Here is a 19,950-nt window from a genome sequence, read left to right as displayed (position 1 = left end):
TGTTCAAAAAGAGGAAGCGCATGAACCAATCCCTCGCTTTCGTATTTCCCGGCCAAGGCTCTCAATCCCTTGGCATGCTGGCGGATCTGGCGTCGAACAACCGCATCATTGGCGATACCTTCAAGGAAGCCTCCGATGCGCTTGGCTACGATCTTTGGGCGCTGTGCCAGGCCGGGCCGGAAGCCGACCTTAACCGCACGGACCGTACCCAGCCAGCCATCCTGACAGCCTCTATCGCGCTGTGGCGACTCTGGTGCGAGCAGTCCCGGGTGCGGCCAGCCTTCGTGGCGGGACACAGTCTCGGCGAGTATTCTGCGCTGGTTGCCTCCGGGGTCATCGACTTTCCCGATGCGGTCCGTCTGGTTGAACGTCGTGGTCAGCTGATGCAGCAGGCGGTCCCGGAAGGAGAGGGCGCCATGGCCGCTATCCTCGGCTTGGACGACCAGCAGATCGTCGATGTGTGCGCCCAGGCGGCGCAAGGCGAAGTGGTCAATGCGGTCAATTACAATGCACCTGGCCAAGTAGTGATTGCCGGCAAGGCATCGGCTGTCGAGCGCGCCATCGAAGGGTGCAAGGCGGCGGGAGCAAAGCGGGCGATCGGCTTGCCAGTCAGCGTGCCGTCGCACTGCGCACTGATGAAGCCCGCTGCGGAGCAACTCGCGCGCGATCTCGGCGATCTGGTCTGGAATGAGCCATCCAGCACCTTGGTGCAAAACGTCAACGCAGCGCCGGCGGACGATCTCGCGGGTCTGCGTACCCTGCTGGTACAGCAACTATATAGCCCCGTGCGCTGGGTGCAGAGTGTTGCGTTCATGGCCAATCAGGGTGTCACCGATATCGTCGAATGCGGTCCTGGGAAAGTTCTGTCGGGCTTAAACAAGCGTTGCGTGAAGACGCTCGGAACGTACAATCTGGATAGTGTTGACGGGTTCGCCGCGACACGTGATCGATTCGCAGAAGGAGTCTGAAATGAGTCTGGAAGGAAAGGTAGCGCTGGTAACCGGTGCCAGCCGCGGCATTGGCCAAGCGATTGCGCACGCTCTCGCTGCTCAGGGCGCTGTCGTGATCGGCACCGCCACCAGCGACTCGGGCGCCGAAGCGATCGGCAACAAGCTGCGCGAAGCCGGTTTCAAGGGAGCGGGGCTCAAACTCGACGTACGTGACCCGGCATCGGTCAGTGAGGTGCTGGAGTCGATCGTCAGCGAATACGGCGCGCCGGCCATTCTGGTCAACAATGCCGGCATCACCGCTGACAATCTGCTCATGCGGATGAAAGACGAGGAATGGGAGGACGTCGTGGCAACCAATCTCGGTTCGGTCTACCGTTTGTCCAAGGCTGTTTTGCGAGGCATGACCAAGGCGCGTTGGGGGCGTATCATCAACATCAGTTCGGTGGTCGCGGGAATGGGCAACGCAGGTCAGTCCAACTACGCAGCGGCGAAAGCCGGAATGGAAGGCTTCACCCGAGCGCTTGCTCGCGAGGTCGGTTCCAGAGCCATTACGGTCAACGCGATCGCTCCGGGTTTCATCGACACCGATATGACTCGGGCGCTGAACGACGGCCAGCGGCAGGTCATGCTTGACCAGATTCCCCTTGGGCGTCTCGGGCAGGCTGAAGAGATCGCGGCGGTGGTTGCATTTCTCGCCAGCGACTCGGCGGGCTACATCACCGGAGCAACTGTGCCGGTGAATGGCGGCATGTTCATGAACTGAATGGGTGGTCACACCCGTCCTACGCGACTATGCTCTGGCTTGCGCAGACATTTCAGGTTGGTTGGGCCCTACAGCCTGGCCATGATACATAGATTCTTTTTCGCGCTTGCTTAAGCGCAAATCGTTTCTATAAACTACTCGCAGTCCGGCTTCTCGGAACTGCAAACAGGAGTGAGAACACAGGTATGAGTACCATCGAAGAACGCGTCAAGAAAATCGTTGCCGAACAGCTCGGCGTCAAAGAAGAAGAAGTGACCAACAGCGCTTCTTTTGTTGAAGATCTTGGCGCTGACTCCCTCGACACCGTCGAGCTGGTGATGGCTCTCGAAGAAGAGTTCGAGACCGAGATTCCGGATGAAGAAGCCGAGAAGATCACCACTGTCCAGGAAGCTATCGATTACGTGAACGCTCACCAGAAGTAATCGCGTAACTGGCAGACCGAAAAAGCCGCAGTGATCACTGCGGCTTTTTTGCATCTGCGCAACGCATTTTCTCGGTAAGTTGCCGCCACCCTCAATTATGCGGACAATAGCGCGATTCGCTGCGGGCCGGGCCCGTTGACGATCCCACCATAGGTAAATGAAGGAGTCTCCTGTGTCGCGCAGACGCGTCGTGGTAACTGGGCTTGGAATGCTGTCACCTCTTGGTAACAACGTGGACAGCAGCTGGCAGGCCGCCCTGGCGGGACAAAGCGGAATCGGTCCGATCGAGCACATGGACGTCAGTGCCTTTGGTACACGTTTCGGCGGGTCGATCCGGGACTTCGACATCGAGCCCTATATGTCCGCAAAGGAAGCGCGCAAGCTCGATCTGTTCATTCAGTACGGCATAGCAGCGTGTATCCAGGCCATCCGGGATTCCGGGCTGGAAGTGACGGACGAGAACCGCGACCGCATCGGGGTCTCGATGGGGTCAGGCATTGGCGGGTTGACCAACATCGAGAAGAATCATGAGCTGTTGCTGGCTAGCGGACCGCGCAAGATTTCTCCTTTCTTCGTGCCAGGCTCGATCATCAACATGGTGGCCGGCTACCTGTCGATCCAGTATGGCCTGCAAGGTCCCAACTACGCACTGACCACTGCCTGCACGACCGGGACGCACAGCATCGGCATGGCCGCGCGGAACATCGCCTACGGCGAAGCCGATGTGATGATCGCTGGCGGCTCCGAAATGGCCACAAGCTCGCTTGGCCTGGGCGGTTTCAGCGCGGCGCGAGCGCTGTCTACCCGCAATGACGCTCCGCAACAGGCGAGCCGGCCCTGGGACAAGGATCGTGACGGCTTCGTCCTGTCCGATGGTGCCGGGGCGCTGGTTCTCGAAGAGTACGAGATGGCCAAGGCGCGAGGCGCTACTATTTACGCCGAACTGATTGGCTTCGGCATGAGCGGCGATGCCTATCACATGACCGCGCCGCCAGAAGACGGTCGGGGTGGTGCGCAGTGTATGCGCAATGCATTGAACGATGCGCGGGTCGATCCTGCTTCAGTGGGTTACATCAACGCGCACGGTACCTCCACTATGGCGGGTGATCTGGCCGAGACGCGGGCAGTCAAGTCGGTGTTCGGTGAGCATGCCCAGCAGTTGGTGATAAGCTCGACCAAGTCGATGACCGGGCACCTGCTGGGCGCGGCCGGTGCAGTGGAGGCAATATTCAGCATCCTCGCACTACGCGACCAAGTAGCTCCGCCAACAATCAATCTGGATAATCCCGACGAGGGATGCGACCTGAATTACGTGGCGCACGATGCCCAGGATCGTCAGCTTGATGTCGTCGTGTCGAATTCATTCGGCTTTGGCGGCACCAACGGCAGTCTGGTCTTCAAGCGCCTTGGCTAGGTCGAACCGTCTGTGATTGCTGAGGCTTTGCAGCTTAGGCTGGTCAACGGCTTACCGGTCGAGCATGTGCCGGCAGATGACCGTGGCCTGGCATACGGTGATGGGCTCTACGAGACATTTCGCGTCAGCAATGGTCGCGTGACGCTGCGCGAGCTGCACTTCGAGCGGCTTTGGCGCGGCGCCGGGCGGTTAAAGCTCGAACTCGACCAGAGGCTTATCGAAAGCGAAGTGGCCGAAATTGCCAGGCAGATGCATGAAGGTGTGTTGAAGCTCACCGTAACGCGCGGATCCGGGCCGCGCGGTTATCGATTTCCCGACCCGCAAACGCCGCTTCGCATCATCCAGACCGCGCCCTTGCCTCCGGTCGGCATCAGCGCAGGCGAGGCCGGAGTCAGACTGTTCTGCTGCCAGACCCGTCTCGCTCAACAACCTCTTCTGGCCGGGATCAAGCACCTGAATCGGCTGGAACAGGTTTTAGCGCGTTCTGAGTGGCAGGATCCGGCGATCCCGGAGGGTCTGATGCAGGACACCGATGGGAACCTGGTTGAAGGCACCATGAGCAATCTGTTCCTGCGCTTTGCGGATACCTGGGTTACCCCGGATCTCTCATTGTGCGGCGTGCAGGGAGTAATGAGGGATCATCTGATCAACGCATTGCGCGGATCCGGAGAAACGGTAACAGTGCGTCACGTCAGAATGGAAGAGCTGGGGCACAGCACTGAAGTGTTTTGCTGCAACAGCGTGTTCGGGGTCTGGCCGGTGGTAGGCGCTGCAACGTGTGAGTGGCCCATCGGTGCCGCGACACGGCAGGCCCAGGCATTGTCAATGCAGGCTCTGGAGTGAAGTCGTCAGTGAAGAAGATTGCGTTAGCTATTGTTTTTATTATTGTTCTGCTTTTCGTTTTGGCGGTCGGCGGCTATCTGGTTTTAGCCTCTGCGCTGAATCAGCCGCTGCGTATCGACGCTCCGCAGACCCTCGACGTTACGCCGGGTAGTACGCCGGGACGGGTTCTGGCATCGCTCGAGCAACGGGACGTGCTGTCTCGCTCGCAATGGATTCGTCGTTATTGGCAGTGGAAGATGCCGGATGCGGTATTGCAGGTCGGCGAGTACCCCGTCGAGCCCGGCATGAACGTTCAGGATTTGCTTGCCCTCTTGCAACGCGGCGCTGTGTTGCAGCGAAGCGTGACCCTGGTAGAAGGCTGGACCTTCAAGCAGTTCCGCTCGGAGCTCGCTCGGGCTGAGCGCCTGGAACAGACCCTTGCGGAAGATATCCCGGCGGAGCAGGTCATGGGCGAGCTGGGGCTCGGCGAAGAGCATCCGGAAGGGCAGTTCTTCCCCGACACCTATCTGTACACCCTCGGCATGAGCGATCGGGATGTGCTGATACGAGCGCACCGGCGCATGCAGGAGGTATTGGCCGAAGAGTGGGAGAAGCGTGACGACGGCTTGCCTATCGACACACCGTACGAAGCGCTCATTCTTGCTTCGATCATCGAGCGTGAAACTGGCGTTCCGCACGAGCGGGACGAAATCGCCGGGGTCTTCGTCCGCCGGTTGCGGCAGGGGATGCGCCTGCAGACCGACCCGACAGTGATCTACGGCATGGGCGACCAATACGAGGGCCGCATCGGCCGAGCCAACCTGCGCGAAACGACGCCATACAACACCTATATGATCGATGGCTTGCCACCGACCCCCATCGCCATGCCCGGGCGCGAAGCCATTCGCGCGGCGCTCAATCCTGCCTCGGGATCGAGCCTGTATTTTGTCGCCCGCGGCGATGGTTCGCACGTGTTTTCCGACACGCTTGACGAGCACAACGCTGCCGTCCGGCATTATCAGATAGAGCAACGTGCCAAGGACTATCGATCGAGTCCTGCACCTGCCGAGCGAAATGCGGGAGATCGGCCGTGACCGGTTTGTTCATTACCTTCGAAGGTCCGGAAGGCGCAGGGAAGTCGACCAATCTGAAGATTTTCGCCGAGGCGCTCAGCGAAGCGGGTTGCCAACCCTTGCTGACCAGAGAGCCAGGCGGAACGCCCGTTGCCGAGCAAATCAGAGGCGTGTTGCTGGCGGACCACGATGAGCCTGTCGCCGCCGACGCAGAACTCTTGCTGGTTTTCGCCGCACGTGCACAGCATTTGCAAGCCCTGATCCGCCCAGCGCTCGAGCATGGGCGAGTCGTTATCAGTGATCGGTTCACAGACGCCACGTACGCTTACCAGGGCGGTGGTCGCGGGATAGATCCGCAACGCATTGCCTTGCTGGAAGACTGGGTACAAGGGGCGTTGCGCCCGGATCTGGTGGTGGTCTTCGACGTGCCGGTAGAAATCGGACTGGAAAGGGCTCGGGCGCGTAACGCGCTGGACCGGTTCGAACGCGAGCCGAACGCGTTTTTCGATGCTGTAAGAAGCACCTACCTGGCGCGCGCCGCAGCCGATCCGGCGCGCTATCGCATCGTCGATGCCAGCGGCGCTCTGGAAGACGTTCGGGCCCGGATGCAGCCGGTCATAGACGAAGTGCTGGAGCGTTGGCGTGCTTGAGCAGGCCAGGGCCCCTTGTCCCTGGCACGAACCGATATGGGGCTCGCTGGTGGCGCAGCCGCGCCACGCCCATGCCTACCTGTTTGGCGGCCCGCCCGGTATCGGCAAGCGGCGTTTTGCCGAGGCGTTCGCAGCCTTCCTGCTGTGTCTGAGTCCGCGTCAGGGCGTCGCATGTGGCGACTGTCGAAGCTGCCTGCTGCGGCAGGCGGGCAGTCACCCGGATGTACTGACCGTAGTGCCCGAAGAAGAGGGCAAGGCGATCCGCGTCGACTCGGTCCGCCAGCTAGGCGATTTCATAGCCCAGACTGCCCAGCAGGGCGGCCGTAAGATCGTCCTGCTGCACCCCGCCGAAGCGATGAACCTGAACGCAGCGAATGCGTTACTCAAATCACTGGAAGAGCCTACACGTGACACCTTCCTGTTGCTGGTGAGCGATCAGCCCAGCCGTCTGCTTGCGACTATTCGCAGCCGTTGTCTGGTCCAGACATTGGGGATGCCGTCTTCTGCCGATGCAGTGCAGTGGCTGGCGCAGTTGATGCCCGATCTCGATTTGAAGCAAAGTGAGGCGCTGCTGCTGATGGCCAACGGTGCTCCGCTGCGAGCGGCCGATCTGGCGGCGATGGATGCGCTGAACATGCGCGCTCAGGTGGTCGACGGCGTGAAGGCATTGCTGAAAGCGCAGGCAGGGGCTTCGCAGCTGGCTGAGCGCTGGTCGAAGATACCGCTCGAACTCATCATCGACTGGTTCCACAGCTGGACGCTCGATCTGCTCCGGCTGTCGACCGGGGCTGTAGAAACCGCGCTGAATGCCGATATGGACAAAGTGCTCGGTTACATGGCTCAGCGGCTTGATCATCGAGCGTTCATGCCATGGCAAGCCTGGCTTCTGGATCACCGAGGGATGATTCTTGGCAAGGCCAACCTGAATCGAGTGCTGTTACTCGAAACACTGCTGATACAGTGGAAACAATTGGTGGAAAGGCGTTAACCTCGACATCAGCCCGACCCCACAAGGATCTGACGATACATGAGCAACCCGACTGCGCCGGGGCCACGCAATGGCATCCTGTCGTTGACCATCAAGGACAAGTCCGTGCTGTACGCCGCCTACATGCCTTTCGTCAAGCATGGCGGTCTGTTCATCCCGACCAACAAGAGTTACCGGCCCGGCGATGAAGTGTTCATGCTGCTCAACCTCATGGACGAGCCGGAGAAGATACCGGTGGCCGGCAAGGTCATATGGGTCACGCCCAAGGGCGCGCAGGGTAACAGAGCGGCGGGCATCGGCGTGCAGTTCAGCGACCAGGACAACACGGCTCGTAGCAAGATCGAAACCTACCTGGCCGGGGCGCTCAAGTCGGACCGTCCAACGCATACGATGTAACCATGCTTGTAGATTCCCACTGTCACCTCGACCGCCTCGATTTGACGCCGCATTCCGGCTCGCTGGACGTCGCCCTAGACGCAGCCCGTGAGCGCGGCATCAGCAAGTTTCTCTGTATCGGTGTAGACGCGGCCAACGCGCCGGTGGTTAAGGAATTGGCCGAGCGCTACCAGGACGTGTATTGCAGCGTTGGTATCCACCCGCTGGATCTGACCGCAGACGCCTCAACCAGTCTCGAGTGGCTGCTCAAGACGATCAATCATCCTCGGGTAGTGGCGATCGGTGAAACCGGTCTGGATTATCACTACGAACCGGAAATGGCCTCGCAGCAGCGTGACTCGTTTCGCTGCCATCTTCAGGCAGCCAGGCAAACCGGTAAGCCTGTGATCATCCACACTCGCACTGCGCGTACCGATACGCTGGACTTGCTGCGCGAGGCCGACCTGCCGCACGCTGGCGTCCTGCACTGCTTTACCGAAGACTGGGAAATGGCCCGGGCCGCGCTGGACATGGGCTATTACATCTCGTTGTCGGGCATCGTCACCTTCCGGAACGCCGATGCGCTGCGTGACGTAGCCCGCAAGGTGCCGACCGAGCGGTTGCTGGTCGAAACCGACTCGCCGTATCTTGCCCCTGTGCCGCATCGGGGCAAGCCCAACGAGCCCCGGTTCGTACGTGAAGTTGCCGAGTTTCTGGCCGAGCTTCGTGGCGTGACGCTGGAGCGGCTGGCGGAATCCACTACCGAAAACTTCCATCGCCTGTTTCCACTCGCGGCAGACTGACGCAAAAAAAAACCCGAATTCTGGGGGAATGAATTCGGGTCAAGACCATTAGGAGTGTTGCACAGACGGGGTTGCAGGCCCGTCTGGACAGGACGCGGAACTTGGGGGAGACACCGCATCCTGATGACTTTCAGTATCGTCGACGATGCGGAGCTTTCCAGTCGATTTCTCGCCATTTATAAACTGATTTGGAATACTTTCCGGTGCCGCTTATCGTGAAGCGCGTTAATCGCCCGTCTCGGCAATCGCTTGGTCCAGAATCCCCAGCGCCCGCTCCAGAACGACCTGAGGAGTATAGAAGTGGGGCGACCAGCGTATTCCACCCCCGCGTTGGGCACAGACTACACCCTCAAGCTTCAGCGACTCGAACAGCTGCCGTTGATCGATACCGTCGACCGCGAAGGTCACGATTCCGGCTCGCCGACTTTCATCGGTTGGACTCAGGATTCTGATACCCGGACGCGAGCGCAACGCTTCGATGAGAAAACCAACCCGCTCCTGCAGGGCGTTGGCTACCTGTTCCATGCCGGTTTCCAACAACAGATCGAGACTCGCCGACAGTGCGTGCTGGGCGAGCGTATTCGGGCTGCCGGCCTCGAAGCGTCTGGCACTGCTCGCCGGCTGCCAGTCCAGCCTGTCGTAATTGCCCATATCCTCGACCATGTGCCAGCCGAACTGGGTCAGCTGCAATCGGTCGCGCGCTTCGCGGCGACAATAGAACACGCCCAGGCCTTCTGGTCCGATTAGCCATTTGTGTCCATCTGCCATTGCGAAGTCGCAGTCGATCGCCTGTACGTCGAGGGGCAGGGCCCCCAGCGACTGAATGGCATCTACGCAAAACAGGATGCCGCGCTCCCGACAGGCTCGTCCGAGGCGCTGCAGATCCATGCGCAAGCCACTGGCATATTGCACCGAGCTGATCGTCAACAAGCGAGTTCGCGGCGTCATGGCGGCTATGATCGAGGCTTCCGGGTCGTAACCCTTGAGACCGACGGTGATCAGGGACACCCCCTGGGGCGCCAAAGCCTCCCACGGGATCCGGTTGGACGGAAACTCTTCGTCACTGGTCAACACCTCGTCCCCCGGCTGCCAGTCCAGACCCGCCGCAACGAAAGACAGTGCCTCGGAGGTATTTTTCACCAGAGCTATGTCGGTCTTCGACGGCGCGTTGAGCAAGCGCTGCAATTGGCCGCGCAAAGCCAGCTCCAGGCGACTCCAGCGAGGATAGGCACGTGCCCCCTGGGTCCGATTTTCCAGAGCAAAGGCGCATACCGCGTCACTGGCACGGCGCGGCCAGGGGGCTACGGCCGCGTGATTGAGATAGCAGATCTCGCTATCGATCGGGAATTCGTCTTTCCATCTTGGATCTTCGTGCATGGCTGACTCCTGGAATTCAGTGTGTAGCCTAGGCGATCGCTCCCGGGACGGCAAAGCTGCAGGCGATACCGGATTGAACCTGACAGTCAGCTTGCAACCAGGCGTGTGCATTCAGTCATTAAGTTGGCATAATGATCCACTTTGCGGCTCGGATTTTCAGGTACATCAATGCAGAAAGAATCACGTAAAGTGCGCGAGTTCAGGCGCCGCGAGCAAGAGATCCTGGACACGGCCCTGCGTCTTTTTCTCGAGCAAGGCGAAGATAGCGTAACGGTCGAGATGATCGCGGACGAGGTCGGCATCGGTAAAGGCACGATCTACAAGCACTTCAAGTCCAAGGCGGAGATCTATCTGCGGCTGATGCTTGATTACGAGCGCGACCTCGCGGAGTTGTTGCATTCGGAAACTATCGAGCGGGACGAAGAAGCCTTGTCTCGTGAATATTTCGCTTTTCGCATGAGCGATCCGGATCGTTATCGCCTGTTCGATCGCCTGGAAGAGAAGGTGGTCAAGACCAACCAGTTGCCGGAAATGGTCGAAGAACTGCATCAGATTCGTGCCTCGAACTTCAATCACCTCACCGGAGTGATCCAGGAGCGGATCGACGAAGGCAAGCTGGAGGACGTACCCGCCTATTTTCACTACTGCGCGGCCTGGGCATTGGTTCACGGCGCCATGGCGATGTATCACTCGCCGTTCTGGCGAGAGGTCATCGAAGACAAGGAAGGCTACATGCAGTTTCTGATGGATATTGGGGTACGGATGGGTAATCGTTCCAAGCGCAAGAAAGACGCCGACAACGCAGGCAAAGGTGCTTGATCGGGCTCTTTTGAAACCGCGGCGCCAGGCCGCGGTCTGACAGGCTACAGAGTTTCGGAGACGAACCTTGCGCACTGTCACCGTTGTATCGCTAATGGTTCTATCGCTCGCTTCCGGCGCGCTCCAGGCCCGCGAGTATCGCTACACCGACGCACACCTGCATTACGTCGATTTCTTTCAGAACAGCGAAGGCATGCTGCCTCTGCTCAGCCAGATGGATGAGCATCGCATCGATGCCGTGATGATTTCAGGCGTGGCCGTTGCGAAGAAATGGCATGAGAACGAGCCGCGTCGCCCGCGCTATTACGCCGGCGACGATGCAGGCGCCTACTGGTTTACCGGGACCGATGCGATTCTTGCCCATGCGTTGCTTGATCTACCGGAGCAGCAACGTGAACGGTTTCATCCTTTCCTCACCGGCTTCAACCCGAACGACAAGAACTCCGATGAGCACATCCGTCGAACGATCGAGATGTTCCCCGGCCTGTGGAAGGGGATCGGCGAGGTGTTCACCCGTCATGACGATCTCACCGCTCTGACGCATGGCGACGTGCCGCGCGCCAACAGCGAAGCCATGACGCGCGTCTATTATCTGGCCGCAGAATTCGACATGCCGGTCATGGTGCATAGCAACATCACCTCCAAGCGAGAACGTGAACCCCTGTATCTGCACGAGATCGAGGAGCCGCTACGCGCCCACCCTAAGGTTCGATTCATTTGGGCGCATGCTGGTACATCCGCTGAAATTCACCGTCGCCAGGAACGCCTGGAGTTTCTCCATGACACCCTGGATAGAATGCTCGCGACCTACTCCAACCTCTACATCGATCTATCCTGGAGCATGCTCGATACGTATTTGCTGGACGAAGCGGGTGAAGCGGACGCGGAATGGGTGCGGTTGGTCGAACGCTACCCTGACCGCTTCATGATCGGGTCGGACGTGGTAGGGCGGTTCGACAATCTAGGCAAGCATCTGTCGCGCTTCGATGCGTTTCTCGATGCGCTCGAAGCGGACGTAGCCGTGAAAGTTGCGCAGAGCAATTTTCTCGCAGTGCTGCCAAAGCGGCCGGTTGTAGCCGAGGAGAAGTAGCGCGAAAAGCCGAGCCCGTCGCCGGGCCCGGCAGTGCGTCACTGTGTGCGAAGCGGCGGGTTCTGCCAGTATCCGCAACGGTGATAGGTGAGGAAGTTCATGGCACTGGTGCTGGCGGAGGCTGGTACGTCCAACACCATATACTGACCCGACGACGCCTGCGGCCAGCTCGCCGCTACGCCATCTGCGGTATTGGGATCGCCGTTCCGAGCGAAGCTGGTCCAGTAATCCACCATCGTTTCGGCCAATGCATCGACATCGGCTTGGCTGCCCGCGTAACGGTCGCGCATGATGCTTTCAGGATAAAGTACGTAAGGGATTTCTCCGGCATGCGTCGCGCCTAGCGGAAAGCTGGCAAAGGATGGGCGGACCAGCGTCCACGGAGCATTTTCATCACGGAACCAGTACTTGAACGTGTTCATGTTTTTGCCCGCGAATGTCGCGGCTTGGCCTGCGCTGTTACAGGCAAACATGAAGTCGGTCCAGATCGCTGACAGCGCCTGGGAAAAAGGGCTGGAGGCTTCGCTATAAAACCCCAGATAGTCGCTGGCGATCTGTTGGTCGTCGAAGGGCGCCGCAGCCTGATAGGGCGCGAAGAACTCGGCAACCCGGTCTCGATATTCGCCTTCGCCTTGCGCTTCCAGCGAAGTGCCGCCCAGCTCGTCGAGCGCGACGAACAGCGTGCCTTCGTTCTGGTTGCTTCCGATCATGATGTCCAGATTGGTGTTGAAGTCGTTCTCGCCAAGCGCTTGCTGAATCGATTTCGGCAAAAGGTCGGTTGCCGGATCCACGGTCGGGATGCTCTGAGATCCCTGAGCCGAGAGCAGCGCAGGGATCGAGGCGCTGCGCAGGCACTCGGCTACCGGTCCGGTCTCCGGGCAACCTAACGCGTCTGCCACCGAAAGACCACCGGCCTGAGAAACCGCTTTGGGCGACTGGAAGGCAGCGTAGGAGCCGCTTTGCACGATCGCGCGCTGGAACAGGTCTTCGTCTTCAGCCCTGGGCGATACGATATGGCTCATCACGCTGTGGCCACCGGCCGATTCGCCAAAGATGGTCACGTTACCTGGATCTCCACCGAAGGCGGCGATGTTGCGCTTGACCCAGCGCATCGCTTCCTGCTGATCCATCAGGCCATAATTGCCGCCATCCGACTCCAGCGAAGGATGCGCGAGAAAGCCGAGATTGCCCAAACGATAGTTCAGCGTCACAACGACGACGTCCTTTGCAACCAGCCGCGTCGGGTCATATTCGCCGCCACCGTTGCCGAAGACGAAGGCCCCACCGTGAATCCAGATCATTACTGGGAGGTCATCAGCACCGGCAGGCGCGTAAACGTTCAGGAACAGGCAATCCTCTGAGCCTTGGACCTGCTGCGTGAGCAGATCGACCTGGGGGCACATGGCGCCAAACTCTTCGCTGAGTTCGAGCACGCCTTCGCGTTCTGGCGCTGGTTCGGTCGGAGCAAAGCGCAGCTCGCCAACCGGCGGGGCAGCATAGGGAATCCCGCGGAAGATCCGAATGTCGCCAGATTCGATCCCGCGGATTTCACCCTCGGTAGTGGTGACTTGCAGCGGGTTGGCCGGCGCAGCCGGGGCAGCAGAGTTGGAGCTGCCGCCGCCGGAAAGACAGGCGCTAAGGCTGAGTCCGAGCAGCGCAACGGTTAGGGCGCGCAGCGGGGTAGTTGGCTTTGTAACACGATCGAAATTCATTGTTTTTATGTCCATGGCGTGGGCGGAAGATCAATCTGATCCGGATTGATTCAGCAACCATAAATGAACCAGCCATGCATTGGCTAAACCCAAATGGGTGATGGTTGGGTACGGCAGGAATTGCAAGGCCTCGAGAAAAAACTCGGCGGATGCGAACGAGCCTGTGTTGGCTGGCGAGCTGGCAAGCTTATTGGCAGACTGGCTCAGTCAGGTAGGGCGAGAGCACGCGAAAAAGACGCGGCCCGTTGCGGGCCGCGCCAATTGCTTTACGGCGTTAGCGGTGCCTGCGTTTCCGGATCGGCCCAGAGATCGCAGTTGTGATATTCAGCGTAACTGGTTGCGGGCACGGGACCTAGCTGAGCGGGGTCGAGATCGAGGATTGTTCCCGACTCACCCACCGCACTCCATTCCACGTTGCCGGAAGCACCATCGGTGCTGTTCGGGTCGCCGAACTTGGCGAAGTTTGCCCAGTAGCCAACCATGGCGTCAGACAGGGCTACCTGGGATTCGGTAGCGCCACGCTCGACGAAAGTGGATTCGTCAGCCAGCACGTACTGGATCTCGAACGCATGTGCCGCGCCCCAGGGTAAACCCGGAACCGTGTATGGAAGGATGCTCGGAGCATTCTCATCGGTGAACCAGTAACCGTACGCATCCTGTCCTGCTGCATTGATCTGTTGCAGCTGATTGACGTTGGAACAGGCGAAGCGCCAGTCGGTGTTGATTGCCGAGAGCGCACGGGCATAGCGGCCGGGATCGTCCGGTTGAATGTTCTCAAGCGCAACGATGCGCTGGTAGTACTCGTCCGCTACGGTCTGACGATCGTACTCGCGCGGATCGCTTGCCAGCAGGGCGTCTACCTTGTCCTGATAGTTGGCGGCTGTCACCCCGGTCTGGGTTTGCAGAATTTCGATACCTACGAACAGCCGTCCTTCGTGCAGGTTGCTGCCGATCATCACTGGCACCTGATTGAAGGTTCCGCTGGATAGACGCTCATCAATCGATTCAGGCAGTACTTGGCCGCCGGTTACTGGCAGGTAGCTGCCAGCCTGCGCGTCGAGGATGGCATCGACCGGCAATTCGCGCAGACAGGTCGCGACGTCCGGGCTCTGGTCGCAACCGGTTGCGGCTACCAAAGGTTGGCCGAATACCGCTTCGCCCGCGGGCTGGCTGAGCTGTGTCGGGCTGTAGGAACCACTCTGGACGATGGCTTTATCGAAAAGGCCTGCCGAGCCGGGCGATGCCAGGTGGCTCATAACGCTGTGTCCGCCAGCTGACTCGCCGAAAATGGTCACGTTGTCGGGATTGCCGCCGAACCCGGAGATGTTTTCTTCAACCCATTTCAGAGCGAGCTGCTGATCCATCAGGCCGTAGTTGCCGTAGGAACCGTTTTCATCGGCGAGAGAGGAGTGCGGCAGGAAGCCCAGGGCGCCCAGACGATAGTTGATAGTGACTACGACGATGCCCTGTTCGACCAGACGTGCCGGTTCGTAGCTGCTGCCGCCGGACCCGGTCGTCAGGGAGCCGCCATGAATCCATACCATCACCGGGTAATCACCCGGCTCCGGTGGGGCGTAGACATTCAGGTAAAGGCAGTCTTCGTTGTCGCTGTAGTCACCGAATGTGGCGTCAGGCTGCGGGCACGATGTGGCGAATTCCTCGCTGAGAACGAGGCGCTCCGTCCGCTCTGCCGGGAGCTCCGGGGCCGCGAATCGCTCTGGCTCCGCCCCGTAGGGAATGCCCCGGAAGACGCGCATGTTGTTGAGTTCGATGCCCGCAACGGTACCCTGCTGGGTCTCGACGGCCAGCGGGTCGGCGGCTGCAGGCGGAGGGGTATCGTTGTCGCTGTCGCCACCCAGGCAGCCGGTCAACGAGACTGCAAGTACGGCTGTAGAAATGGCTGTAAGAAAAAATCGCGGCTTGGTCATTTCGCTTTTGTTGTTGTTCATTGTTCTGTTCCCGAAGTTGTATGACGTTGGGTCATATCCGACTTTTATCCCGATTGGGCCCTGTACCTTAGAGCAATCGCCTGCCTTGGCGCCAAAACCCGATCGGGGGGTTTAACTCCGCGTGTATCTGGTCTATTTTGACGGGTTGCGAAGTCAACTCTATTGAGAATCCATGCCCCAGAATTCGTTCCCGATCAGCTATATCGAACCCGTCTTCCGTCCGCCGAGCGAGGCGCATTCGCTGATCCTTCCGGTGACCAACGGCTGTTCCTGGAACAGATGTACGTTCTGCGAGATGTACACCGCGCCGCAGAAGAAATTCCGCGCTCGTGACGAGCAGGACGTCATGGAAGAGATTCGCCGTTGCGGCGAGCACCTGATCGTACAGCGGGTTTTTCTCGCAGACGGCGACGCGATGATTCTGCCAACCCACCGGTTGTTGCGGATACTTGAGGCCATACGCGAACACATGCCGACCGTGGAGCGCGTCACGTCGTACTGTCTGCCGCGCAATCTGAAGCGCAAGTCGGTCGATGAACTTGGCGAGCTTCGCGAGGCAGGCCTGGCGATGATCTATGTGGGCGCCGAGTCCGGCGATGACGAAGTGCTGCGCCGGGTCAACAAGGGCGAAACCTATGCCTCAACCGAGGAGGCTTTGCTCAAGGCGGGCGAGGCGGGGCTGCAACGTTCGGTGATGATTCTCAACGGGCTTGGGGGCCAGAGCCTCAGCGAGCAGCACGCGGACAATTCCGCCAGGCTGATGAACGCCACACAACCCGAATTCCTCTCCACGCTGGTCGTGAGTTTTCCTCAAGGCATGGAGCGCTACCAGGAGCAGTTCCCCGACTTTCGGCCGCTGGAACAACAAGGGTTATTCCTTGAGATCGAACGCCTGGTGTCCTCGCTCGAGTTGAAAGACACGGTCTTTCGCAGCGACCATGCCTCCAACTATTTGGTTCTGAAAGGCATTCTCGGAGCGGACAAGGCGCGCATGCTGGCACAAGTGCGCACTGCAATTGAAAGCCCGGCTACCGCCCGTCTGCGTCCGGAATGGATGCGCGCCCTTTGACACTACCGGAGTAACCCGATGCGCTGGATCGTCCTGGTTGTATCTGTCCTGATGCTTGCTGGATGCATGAAACCTTCGGACATGCAGAAGGAGGCCAGGTACTACCTCGGCGATACCGGGCTCATGGATCACTACCAGATCCATCGCAGCGCCAGTCGCACGTTGCAGAGCGACTCGCAGCTTTACATAGCACAGGGACACTTCGTTCCGGTCGGCCATCCCTATGCACGGCCGAACGTTGTTGCGGAGGAAGCCTTCGCCGCCGCCGTGCAAGTGTTCCCGTTGGTGCGCCGTGCGGAGCAACCGCTTGGGTTGGAGGAAGCGCTTTTGGCAGCTCGGATGCAGCGCGCTCACTATCTCATGTACACCCGATTCGCCAGCGCTCGCGAAGGCGTCAGCACTACGGAGCAGTGGGAAAGGAGGGACAGCTGGAGCGACGTCGGGATCGACCGAGCCGTGCTGCAGCTGATCCTCATTGAAACTTCCACCGAGCATGTTGTCGACTTTGTAACCATCGAAACGCGCGGCGGCTTCCTGCAGTTCTACAAGGCCAACGCCGAAGACCTGTTGCGACCGCCGCTCGAAGACTATACCCGGCGCCTGCTTGGTCGCTGACGGAGGCTCGCATGACTGATGACAAGCGCAATCCCGAATCATTGCTGGACGATATTCCCGATCACCAGGATCTGGTCAAGCGCCGGGCGCCAGCCCCGGTGCATTTGTGGAACCCTCCGCTAAGCGGCGAGATGGACATGCGCATCGCCCGCGACGGTACCTGGTATCACGAAGGCGGCCCGATCAAGCGCCTGGCCCTGGCACAGCTGTTTTCCGGTATTCTGCGCCACGATGATGATGGTCGCTATTATCTGGTTACCCCTGTCGAGCGCTGGGCAATCCAGGTCGATGATGCGCCGTTCGTCGCGGTGCGTCTGTCCGTTCGTGGCGAGGGCAGGGACCAGGTGCTCACGTTCACCACCAACCTCGAAGACGATGTCGAAGCCGGTCCGGACAATCCGATCCGCGTCAGTATCGAGTCGGAAACCGGTGAGCCATCTCCTTACGTGCGGGTGCGTGACAACCTCGAGGCACTGATCGGTCGCAGCGTGTTTTATGAACTTGCCGACCGGGCGGTCGAGCACGAGCACAACGGCCGCCCCGCGCTAGGTGTATGGAGCCACGGCGAGTTCTTTCCCATCGACGGTTCTGCCACGCCCGGCTGAACCGGTTTTCGCCTTCAGGCGCGTCGCTCGCTCCCCCCCTGGCGGCCACCCCAGTCCCCGTGCGGCTTCGCGCCAAGTCAAGATTCCCTGGTCGCAAAATAGTGTATTTTTCGAGTTGATCTTTACCATATGTAGGTCTAGGATTCGTCGAAATGCACAACAAGTAGTGTTTCTTGCCTAAAGGCCCGCCGCTCGGTAAACCCCTGAGCCGGCGGGCTTTTACGGTGTAGTCGAGCGTCTCAGGAGAAAAACATGAGCCAAACAGCCAAGGTGCAGCGCCTGCATAACGTGGTCACCAGCATCCCGATGCAGCCTGCTTCGGAAGACATCTGGGATACCAAATATCGCCTCAAGACCAAGGACGGGGTCGCGATCGACAAGAGCGTCGATGAGAGCTACCAGCGTGTTGCCCGTGCCTTGGCTGATGTGGAATTACCCGAGCTCCGTGAAGAGTGGCACGAGAAATTTCTATGGGCGTTGCGCCACGGTGCGATTCCGGCTGGCCGTATCACGTCCAATGCCGGCGCGCTCGAGCACAAGCCTGCGACCTCGACTATCAACTGCACCGTGTCGGCCACGATCGGCGACTCGATGGACGATATCCTGTCCAAGTTGCATGAGGCCGGTCTGACGCTGAAGGCTGGTTGCGGTATCGGTTACGAGTTCTCCACGCTGCGCCCGAAAGGTGCCTACGTGTCCGGCGCTGGCGCGTATACCTCCGGCCCGCTGTCGTTCATGGATATCTACGACAAGATGTGCTTCACCGTCTCGTCAGCCGGCGGCCGCCGCGGTGCGCAGATGGCGACCTTCGACGTCGGTCATCCGGACGTAGCCGATTTCATCCGTGCCAAGCGCGAGGGCGGTCGTCTGCGTCAGTTCAACCTGTCGCTGCTGATTACCGAAGACTTCATGAAGGCCGTCGAAACCGACGGTGACTGGAAGCTGTCGTTCCCCCTGACTCCGGCCGAAGCCGAAGCCGACAAGGTCAATCTCGATGATCCGGAGCAGGTGATCTGGCGCGAATGGCCGAATACCGAGCGTTATGTCAGCCGTGCCGATGGCCAGGTGGCCTGCCGTGTATTCAAAACGCTGAAGGCTCGTCGGATCTGGGACATGATCATGACCAGCACTTACGACTTCGCCGAGCCAGGCTTCATCCTGATCGACCGCGTCAACCAGATGAACAACAATTGGTTCTGTGAAGAGATTCGCGCAACCAACCCCTGTGGCGAGCAGCCGCTGCCGCCGTATGGCGCCTGCCTGCTGGGTTCGATCAACCTGACTCTGTTTGTTCGCGATCCGTTCACCGACAAGGCGCGGTTCGATTGGGACGAGTACCGCAAGGTCGTCGACATCTTCACCCGCATGCTGGACAACGTAGTCGAGATCAACGGCCTGCCGCTGGAACAGCAGCGCAACGAAATCTTCCGCAAGCGTCGCCATGGCATGGGCTTCCTCGGCCTGGGCTCGACGATGACCATGCTGTGCATGAAGTACGGCGACGCGCGTTCGCTGGAATTCACCGAGCAGGTTTCCAAGGAGATGGCGATCCAGGGCTGGCGCACCTCGCTGGCGCTGAGCGAAGAGAAGGGCGCCGCGCCTATCATGGACGAAGAGTTCGACGTGACCGAGGCGATGCTGGCCAAGCGTCCCGACATGCGCAAGGACGGCTTCAAGGTCGGCCAGAAGGTGAAGGGCAAAGTACTCTGGGCCAAGTACAGCCGCTATATGCAGCAAGTGGCGGGCGAAGACAAGGCTCTGGTCGAAGCGCTGGCCGAAAAGGGCTCGCGCTTCACGCACCACAGCTCGATCGCACCGACCGGCACCATCTCGCTGTCGTTGGCCAATAACGCCTCGAATGGCATCGAGCCGAGCTTCGCGCATCACTATTTCCGTAACGTGATCCGTGAAGGCAAGAAGTCGAAGGAAAAGGTCGACGTGTTCAGCTTCGAGCTGCTCGCCTATCGCCACTTCGTCAATGCCGAAGCGTTGCCGAGCATGGAAGCCGGCACCCGCAACCTGCCGGAATATTTCATCGCTGCGGACGATGTGAAGCCGACCGAGCACGTCGATGTCCAGGCCGCCGCGCAGAAGTGGATCGACTCGTCGATCTCCAAGACTGCCAACGTGCCGACCGATTATCCGTACGAAGACTTCAAAGACATTTACATGTACGCCTACCACAAGGGTCTGAAGGGTTGCACCACCTTCCGCTTCAACCCCGAGGCGTTCCAGGGCGTGCTGGTCAAGGAGCAGGATCTGGCCAACACTACCTACCGCTTCAAGCTTGAAGACGGCACCTTCATCGAGGCCAAGGGCGGAGACGAGATCGAGTACGACGGCGAACTGCACAGCGCGGCGAACCTGTACGACGCCTTGAAAGAAGGCTACTACGGCAAGTTCTGAGCGGCTGGCGGACCCTGTCTGCCACATCCAACGATTGAGTGAAGCCCC

General features: G+C 59.7%; 19 protein-coding genes. 16 read left to right on the top strand and 3 right to left on the bottom strand.

The window, feature by feature from the left end:
• Positions 1-20 precede the first annotated feature (20 nt).
• The 10 genes from fabD to BLT85_RS06810 all read left to right on the top strand — a co-directional run bounded on the left by fabD (position 21) and on the right by BLT85_RS06810 (position 8,260).
• Positions 21-968 carry an ACP S-malonyltransferase gene (gene fabD / locus BLT85_RS06855; protein ID WP_093392499.1) on the top strand — a complete coding sequence of 316 codons (948 nt, stop codon included), beginning with the start codon at positions 21-23 and terminating at the stop codon, positions 966-968.
• A gap of 1 nt (position 969) precedes the next feature.
• Complete coding sequence (gene fabG, locus BLT85_RS06850) at positions 970-1,713, top strand: 3-oxoacyl-ACP reductase FabG (protein ID WP_093392497.1); 744 nt, start codon at positions 970-972, stop codon at positions 1,711-1,713.
• A 185-nt stretch (positions 1,714-1,898) separates the two neighbouring features.
• Entirely contained in the window at positions 1,899-2,135 is a 237-nt protein-coding gene (acpP, locus tag BLT85_RS06845; protein ID WP_088275384.1) for an acyl carrier protein, read from the top strand.
• A 172-nt stretch (positions 2,136-2,307) separates the two neighbouring features.
• Positions 2,308-3,549, top strand: a complete 1,242-nt coding sequence (gene fabF / locus BLT85_RS06840; RefSeq protein ID WP_093392495.1) for a beta-ketoacyl-ACP synthase II — start codon at positions 2,308-2,310, stop codon at positions 3,547-3,549.
• A gap of 12 nt (positions 3,550-3,561) precedes the next feature.
• Positions 3,562-4,392, top strand: coding sequence for an aminodeoxychorismate lyase (pabC, locus tag BLT85_RS06835; protein ID WP_231701553.1), 831 nt, complete (start codon positions 3,562-3,564; stop codon positions 4,390-4,392).
• 38 nt (positions 4,393-4,430) lie between these two features.
• Entirely contained in the window at positions 4,431-5,465 is a 1,035-nt protein-coding gene (gene mltG / locus BLT85_RS06830; protein WP_231701583.1) for an endolytic transglycosylase MltG, read from the top strand.
• Positions 5,462-6,094: a dTMP kinase gene (gene tmk, locus BLT85_RS06825; RefSeq protein WP_093392491.1), complete on the top strand. Its 633-nt coding sequence runs from the start codon at positions 5,462-5,464 to the stop codon at positions 6,092-6,094. Before mltG ends, tmk begins: the two co-directional genes overlap by 4 nt.
• 49 nt (positions 6,095-6,143) lie before the next feature.
• The gene (locus tag BLT85_RS06820; RefSeq protein ID WP_231701552.1) at positions 6,144-7,082 is read left to right on the top strand and encodes a DNA polymerase III subunit delta'; all 939 of its coding nucleotides are present in this window, start codon (positions 6,144-6,146) and stop codon (positions 7,080-7,082) included.
• A gap of 39 nt (positions 7,083-7,121) precedes the next feature.
• The gene (locus tag BLT85_RS06815; RefSeq protein ID WP_093392487.1) at positions 7,122-7,478 is read left to right on the top strand and encodes a PilZ domain-containing protein; all 357 of its coding nucleotides are present in this window, start codon (positions 7,122-7,124) and stop codon (positions 7,476-7,478) included.
• Positions 7,479-7,480: 2 nt separating this feature from the next.
• Positions 7,481-8,260, top strand: coding sequence for a TatD family hydrolase (locus BLT85_RS06810; protein WP_093392485.1), 780 nt, complete (start codon positions 7,481-7,483; stop codon positions 8,258-8,260).
• Positions 8,261-8,485: 225 nt separating this feature from the next.
• Here BLT85_RS06810 and BLT85_RS06805 read toward each other — a convergent pair whose 3' ends face one another.
• A complete protein-coding gene (locus BLT85_RS06805; protein ID WP_093392483.1) occupies positions 8,486-9,637 on the bottom strand; it encodes an aminotransferase class V-fold PLP-dependent enzyme in 1,152 nt (383 codons plus the stop codon).
• A gap of 168 nt (positions 9,638-9,805) precedes the next feature.
• Between BLT85_RS06805 and BLT85_RS06800 the strand changes: the two genes are divergently transcribed.
• Positions 9,806-10,456: a TetR/AcrR family transcriptional regulator gene (locus BLT85_RS06800; RefSeq protein WP_093392481.1), complete on the top strand. Its 651-nt coding sequence runs from the start codon at positions 9,806-9,808 to the stop codon at positions 10,454-10,456.
• A 94-nt stretch (positions 10,457-10,550) separates the two neighbouring features.
• On the top strand, positions 10,551-11,546 hold the full coding sequence (locus tag BLT85_RS06795) for an amidohydrolase family protein (protein ID WP_093392479.1): 996 nt from the start codon (positions 10,551-10,553) through the stop codon (positions 11,544-11,546).
• A 38-nt stretch (positions 11,547-11,584) separates the two neighbouring features.
• Here BLT85_RS06795 and BLT85_RS06790 read toward each other — a convergent pair whose 3' ends face one another.
• Together BLT85_RS06790 and BLT85_RS06785 are read right to left on the bottom strand one after the other, a co-directional pair.
• The gene (locus tag BLT85_RS06790; RefSeq protein ID WP_157718143.1) at positions 11,585-13,258 is read right to left on the bottom strand and encodes a carboxylesterase/lipase family protein; all 1,674 of its coding nucleotides are present in this window, start codon (positions 13,256-13,258) and stop codon (positions 11,585-11,587) included.
• A 266-nt stretch (positions 13,259-13,524) separates the two neighbouring features.
• Positions 13,525-15,207: a carboxylesterase/lipase family protein gene (locus BLT85_RS06785; protein WP_093392475.1), complete on the bottom strand. Its 1,683-nt coding sequence runs from the start codon at positions 15,205-15,207 to the stop codon at positions 13,525-13,527.
• A gap of 172 nt (positions 15,208-15,379) precedes the next feature.
• Here BLT85_RS06785 and BLT85_RS06780 point away from each other — a divergent pair, with 172 nt between their 5' ends.
• The 4 genes from BLT85_RS06780 (at position 15,380) to BLT85_RS06765 (ending at position 19,902) form a co-directional block, all read left to right on the top strand.
• On the top strand, positions 15,380-16,276 hold the full coding sequence (locus BLT85_RS06780) for a radical SAM protein (protein ID WP_093392472.1): 897 nt from the start codon (positions 15,380-15,382) through the stop codon (positions 16,274-16,276).
• A gap of 18 nt (positions 16,277-16,294) precedes the next feature.
• A complete protein-coding gene (locus BLT85_RS06775) occupies positions 16,295-16,891 on the top strand; it encodes a DUF4823 domain-containing protein (protein WP_093392470.1) in 597 nt (198 codons plus the stop codon).
• Positions 16,892-16,902: 11 nt separating this feature from the next.
• Positions 16,903-17,496, top strand: a complete 594-nt coding sequence (locus BLT85_RS06770) for a DUF1285 domain-containing protein (protein ID WP_093392468.1) — start codon at positions 16,903-16,905, stop codon at positions 17,494-17,496.
• A 252-nt stretch (positions 17,497-17,748) separates the two neighbouring features.
• Positions 17,749-19,902, top strand: coding sequence for an adenosylcobalamin-dependent ribonucleoside-diphosphate reductase (locus BLT85_RS06765; protein WP_093392465.1), 2,154 nt, complete (start codon positions 17,749-17,751; stop codon positions 19,900-19,902).
• Positions 19,903-19,950: the final 48 nt, after the last annotated feature.

The organism is Halopseudomonas xinjiangensis, assembly GCF_900104945.1.
Classification (GTDB): Bacteria; Pseudomonadota; Gammaproteobacteria; order Pseudomonadales; family Pseudomonadaceae; genus Halopseudomonas; species Halopseudomonas xinjiangensis.
This window is presented reverse-complemented; position numbering and strand designations above follow the sequence as displayed.

What these genes read in the sequence shown, in the direction of transcription:
- fabD (WP_093392499.1), top strand. Translation starts at nt 21, where the DNA reads ATGAACCAATCCCTCGCTTTCGTATTTCCCGGCCAAGGCTCTCAATCC.
- fabG (WP_093392497.1), top strand. Translation starts at nt 970, where the DNA reads ATGAGTCTGGAAGGAAAGGTAGCGCTGGTAACCGGTGCCAGCCGCGGC.
- acpP (WP_088275384.1), top strand. Translation starts at nt 1,899, where the DNA reads ATGAGTACCATCGAAGAACGCGTCAAGAAAATCGTTGCCGAACAGCTC.
- BLT85_RS06815 (WP_093392487.1), top strand. Translation starts at nt 7,122, where the DNA reads ATGAGCAACCCGACTGCGCCGGGGCCACGCAATGGCATCCTGTCGTTG.
- BLT85_RS06810 (WP_093392485.1), top strand. Translation starts at nt 7,481, where the DNA reads ATGCTTGTAGATTCCCACTGTCACCTCGACCGCCTCGATTTGACGCCG.
- BLT85_RS06805 (WP_093392483.1), bottom strand. Translation starts at nt 9,637, where the DNA reads ATGCACGAAGATCCAAGATGGAAAGACGAATTCCCGATCGATAGCGAG.
- BLT85_RS06800 (WP_093392481.1), top strand. Translation starts at nt 9,806, where the DNA reads ATGCAGAAAGAATCACGTAAAGTGCGCGAGTTCAGGCGCCGCGAGCAA.
- BLT85_RS06795 (WP_093392479.1), top strand. Translation starts at nt 10,551, where the DNA reads ATGGTTCTATCGCTCGCTTCCGGCGCGCTCCAGGCCCGCGAGTATCGC.
- BLT85_RS06790 (WP_157718143.1), bottom strand. Translation starts at nt 13,258, where the DNA reads ATGAATTTCGATCGTGTTACAAAGCCAACTACCCCGCTGCGCGCCCTA.
- BLT85_RS06785 (WP_093392475.1), bottom strand. Translation starts at nt 15,207, where the DNA reads ATGAACAACAACAAAAGCGAAATGACCAAGCCGCGATTTTTTCTTACA.
- BLT85_RS06780 (WP_093392472.1), top strand. Translation starts at nt 15,380, where the DNA reads ATGCCCCAGAATTCGTTCCCGATCAGCTATATCGAACCCGTCTTCCGT.
- BLT85_RS06775 (WP_093392470.1), top strand. Translation starts at nt 16,295, where the DNA reads ATGCGCTGGATCGTCCTGGTTGTATCTGTCCTGATGCTTGCTGGATGC.
- BLT85_RS06770 (WP_093392468.1), top strand. Translation starts at nt 16,903, where the DNA reads ATGACTGATGACAAGCGCAATCCCGAATCATTGCTGGACGATATTCCC.
- BLT85_RS06765 (WP_093392465.1), top strand. Translation starts at nt 17,749, where the DNA reads ATGAGCCAAACAGCCAAGGTGCAGCGCCTGCATAACGTGGTCACCAGC.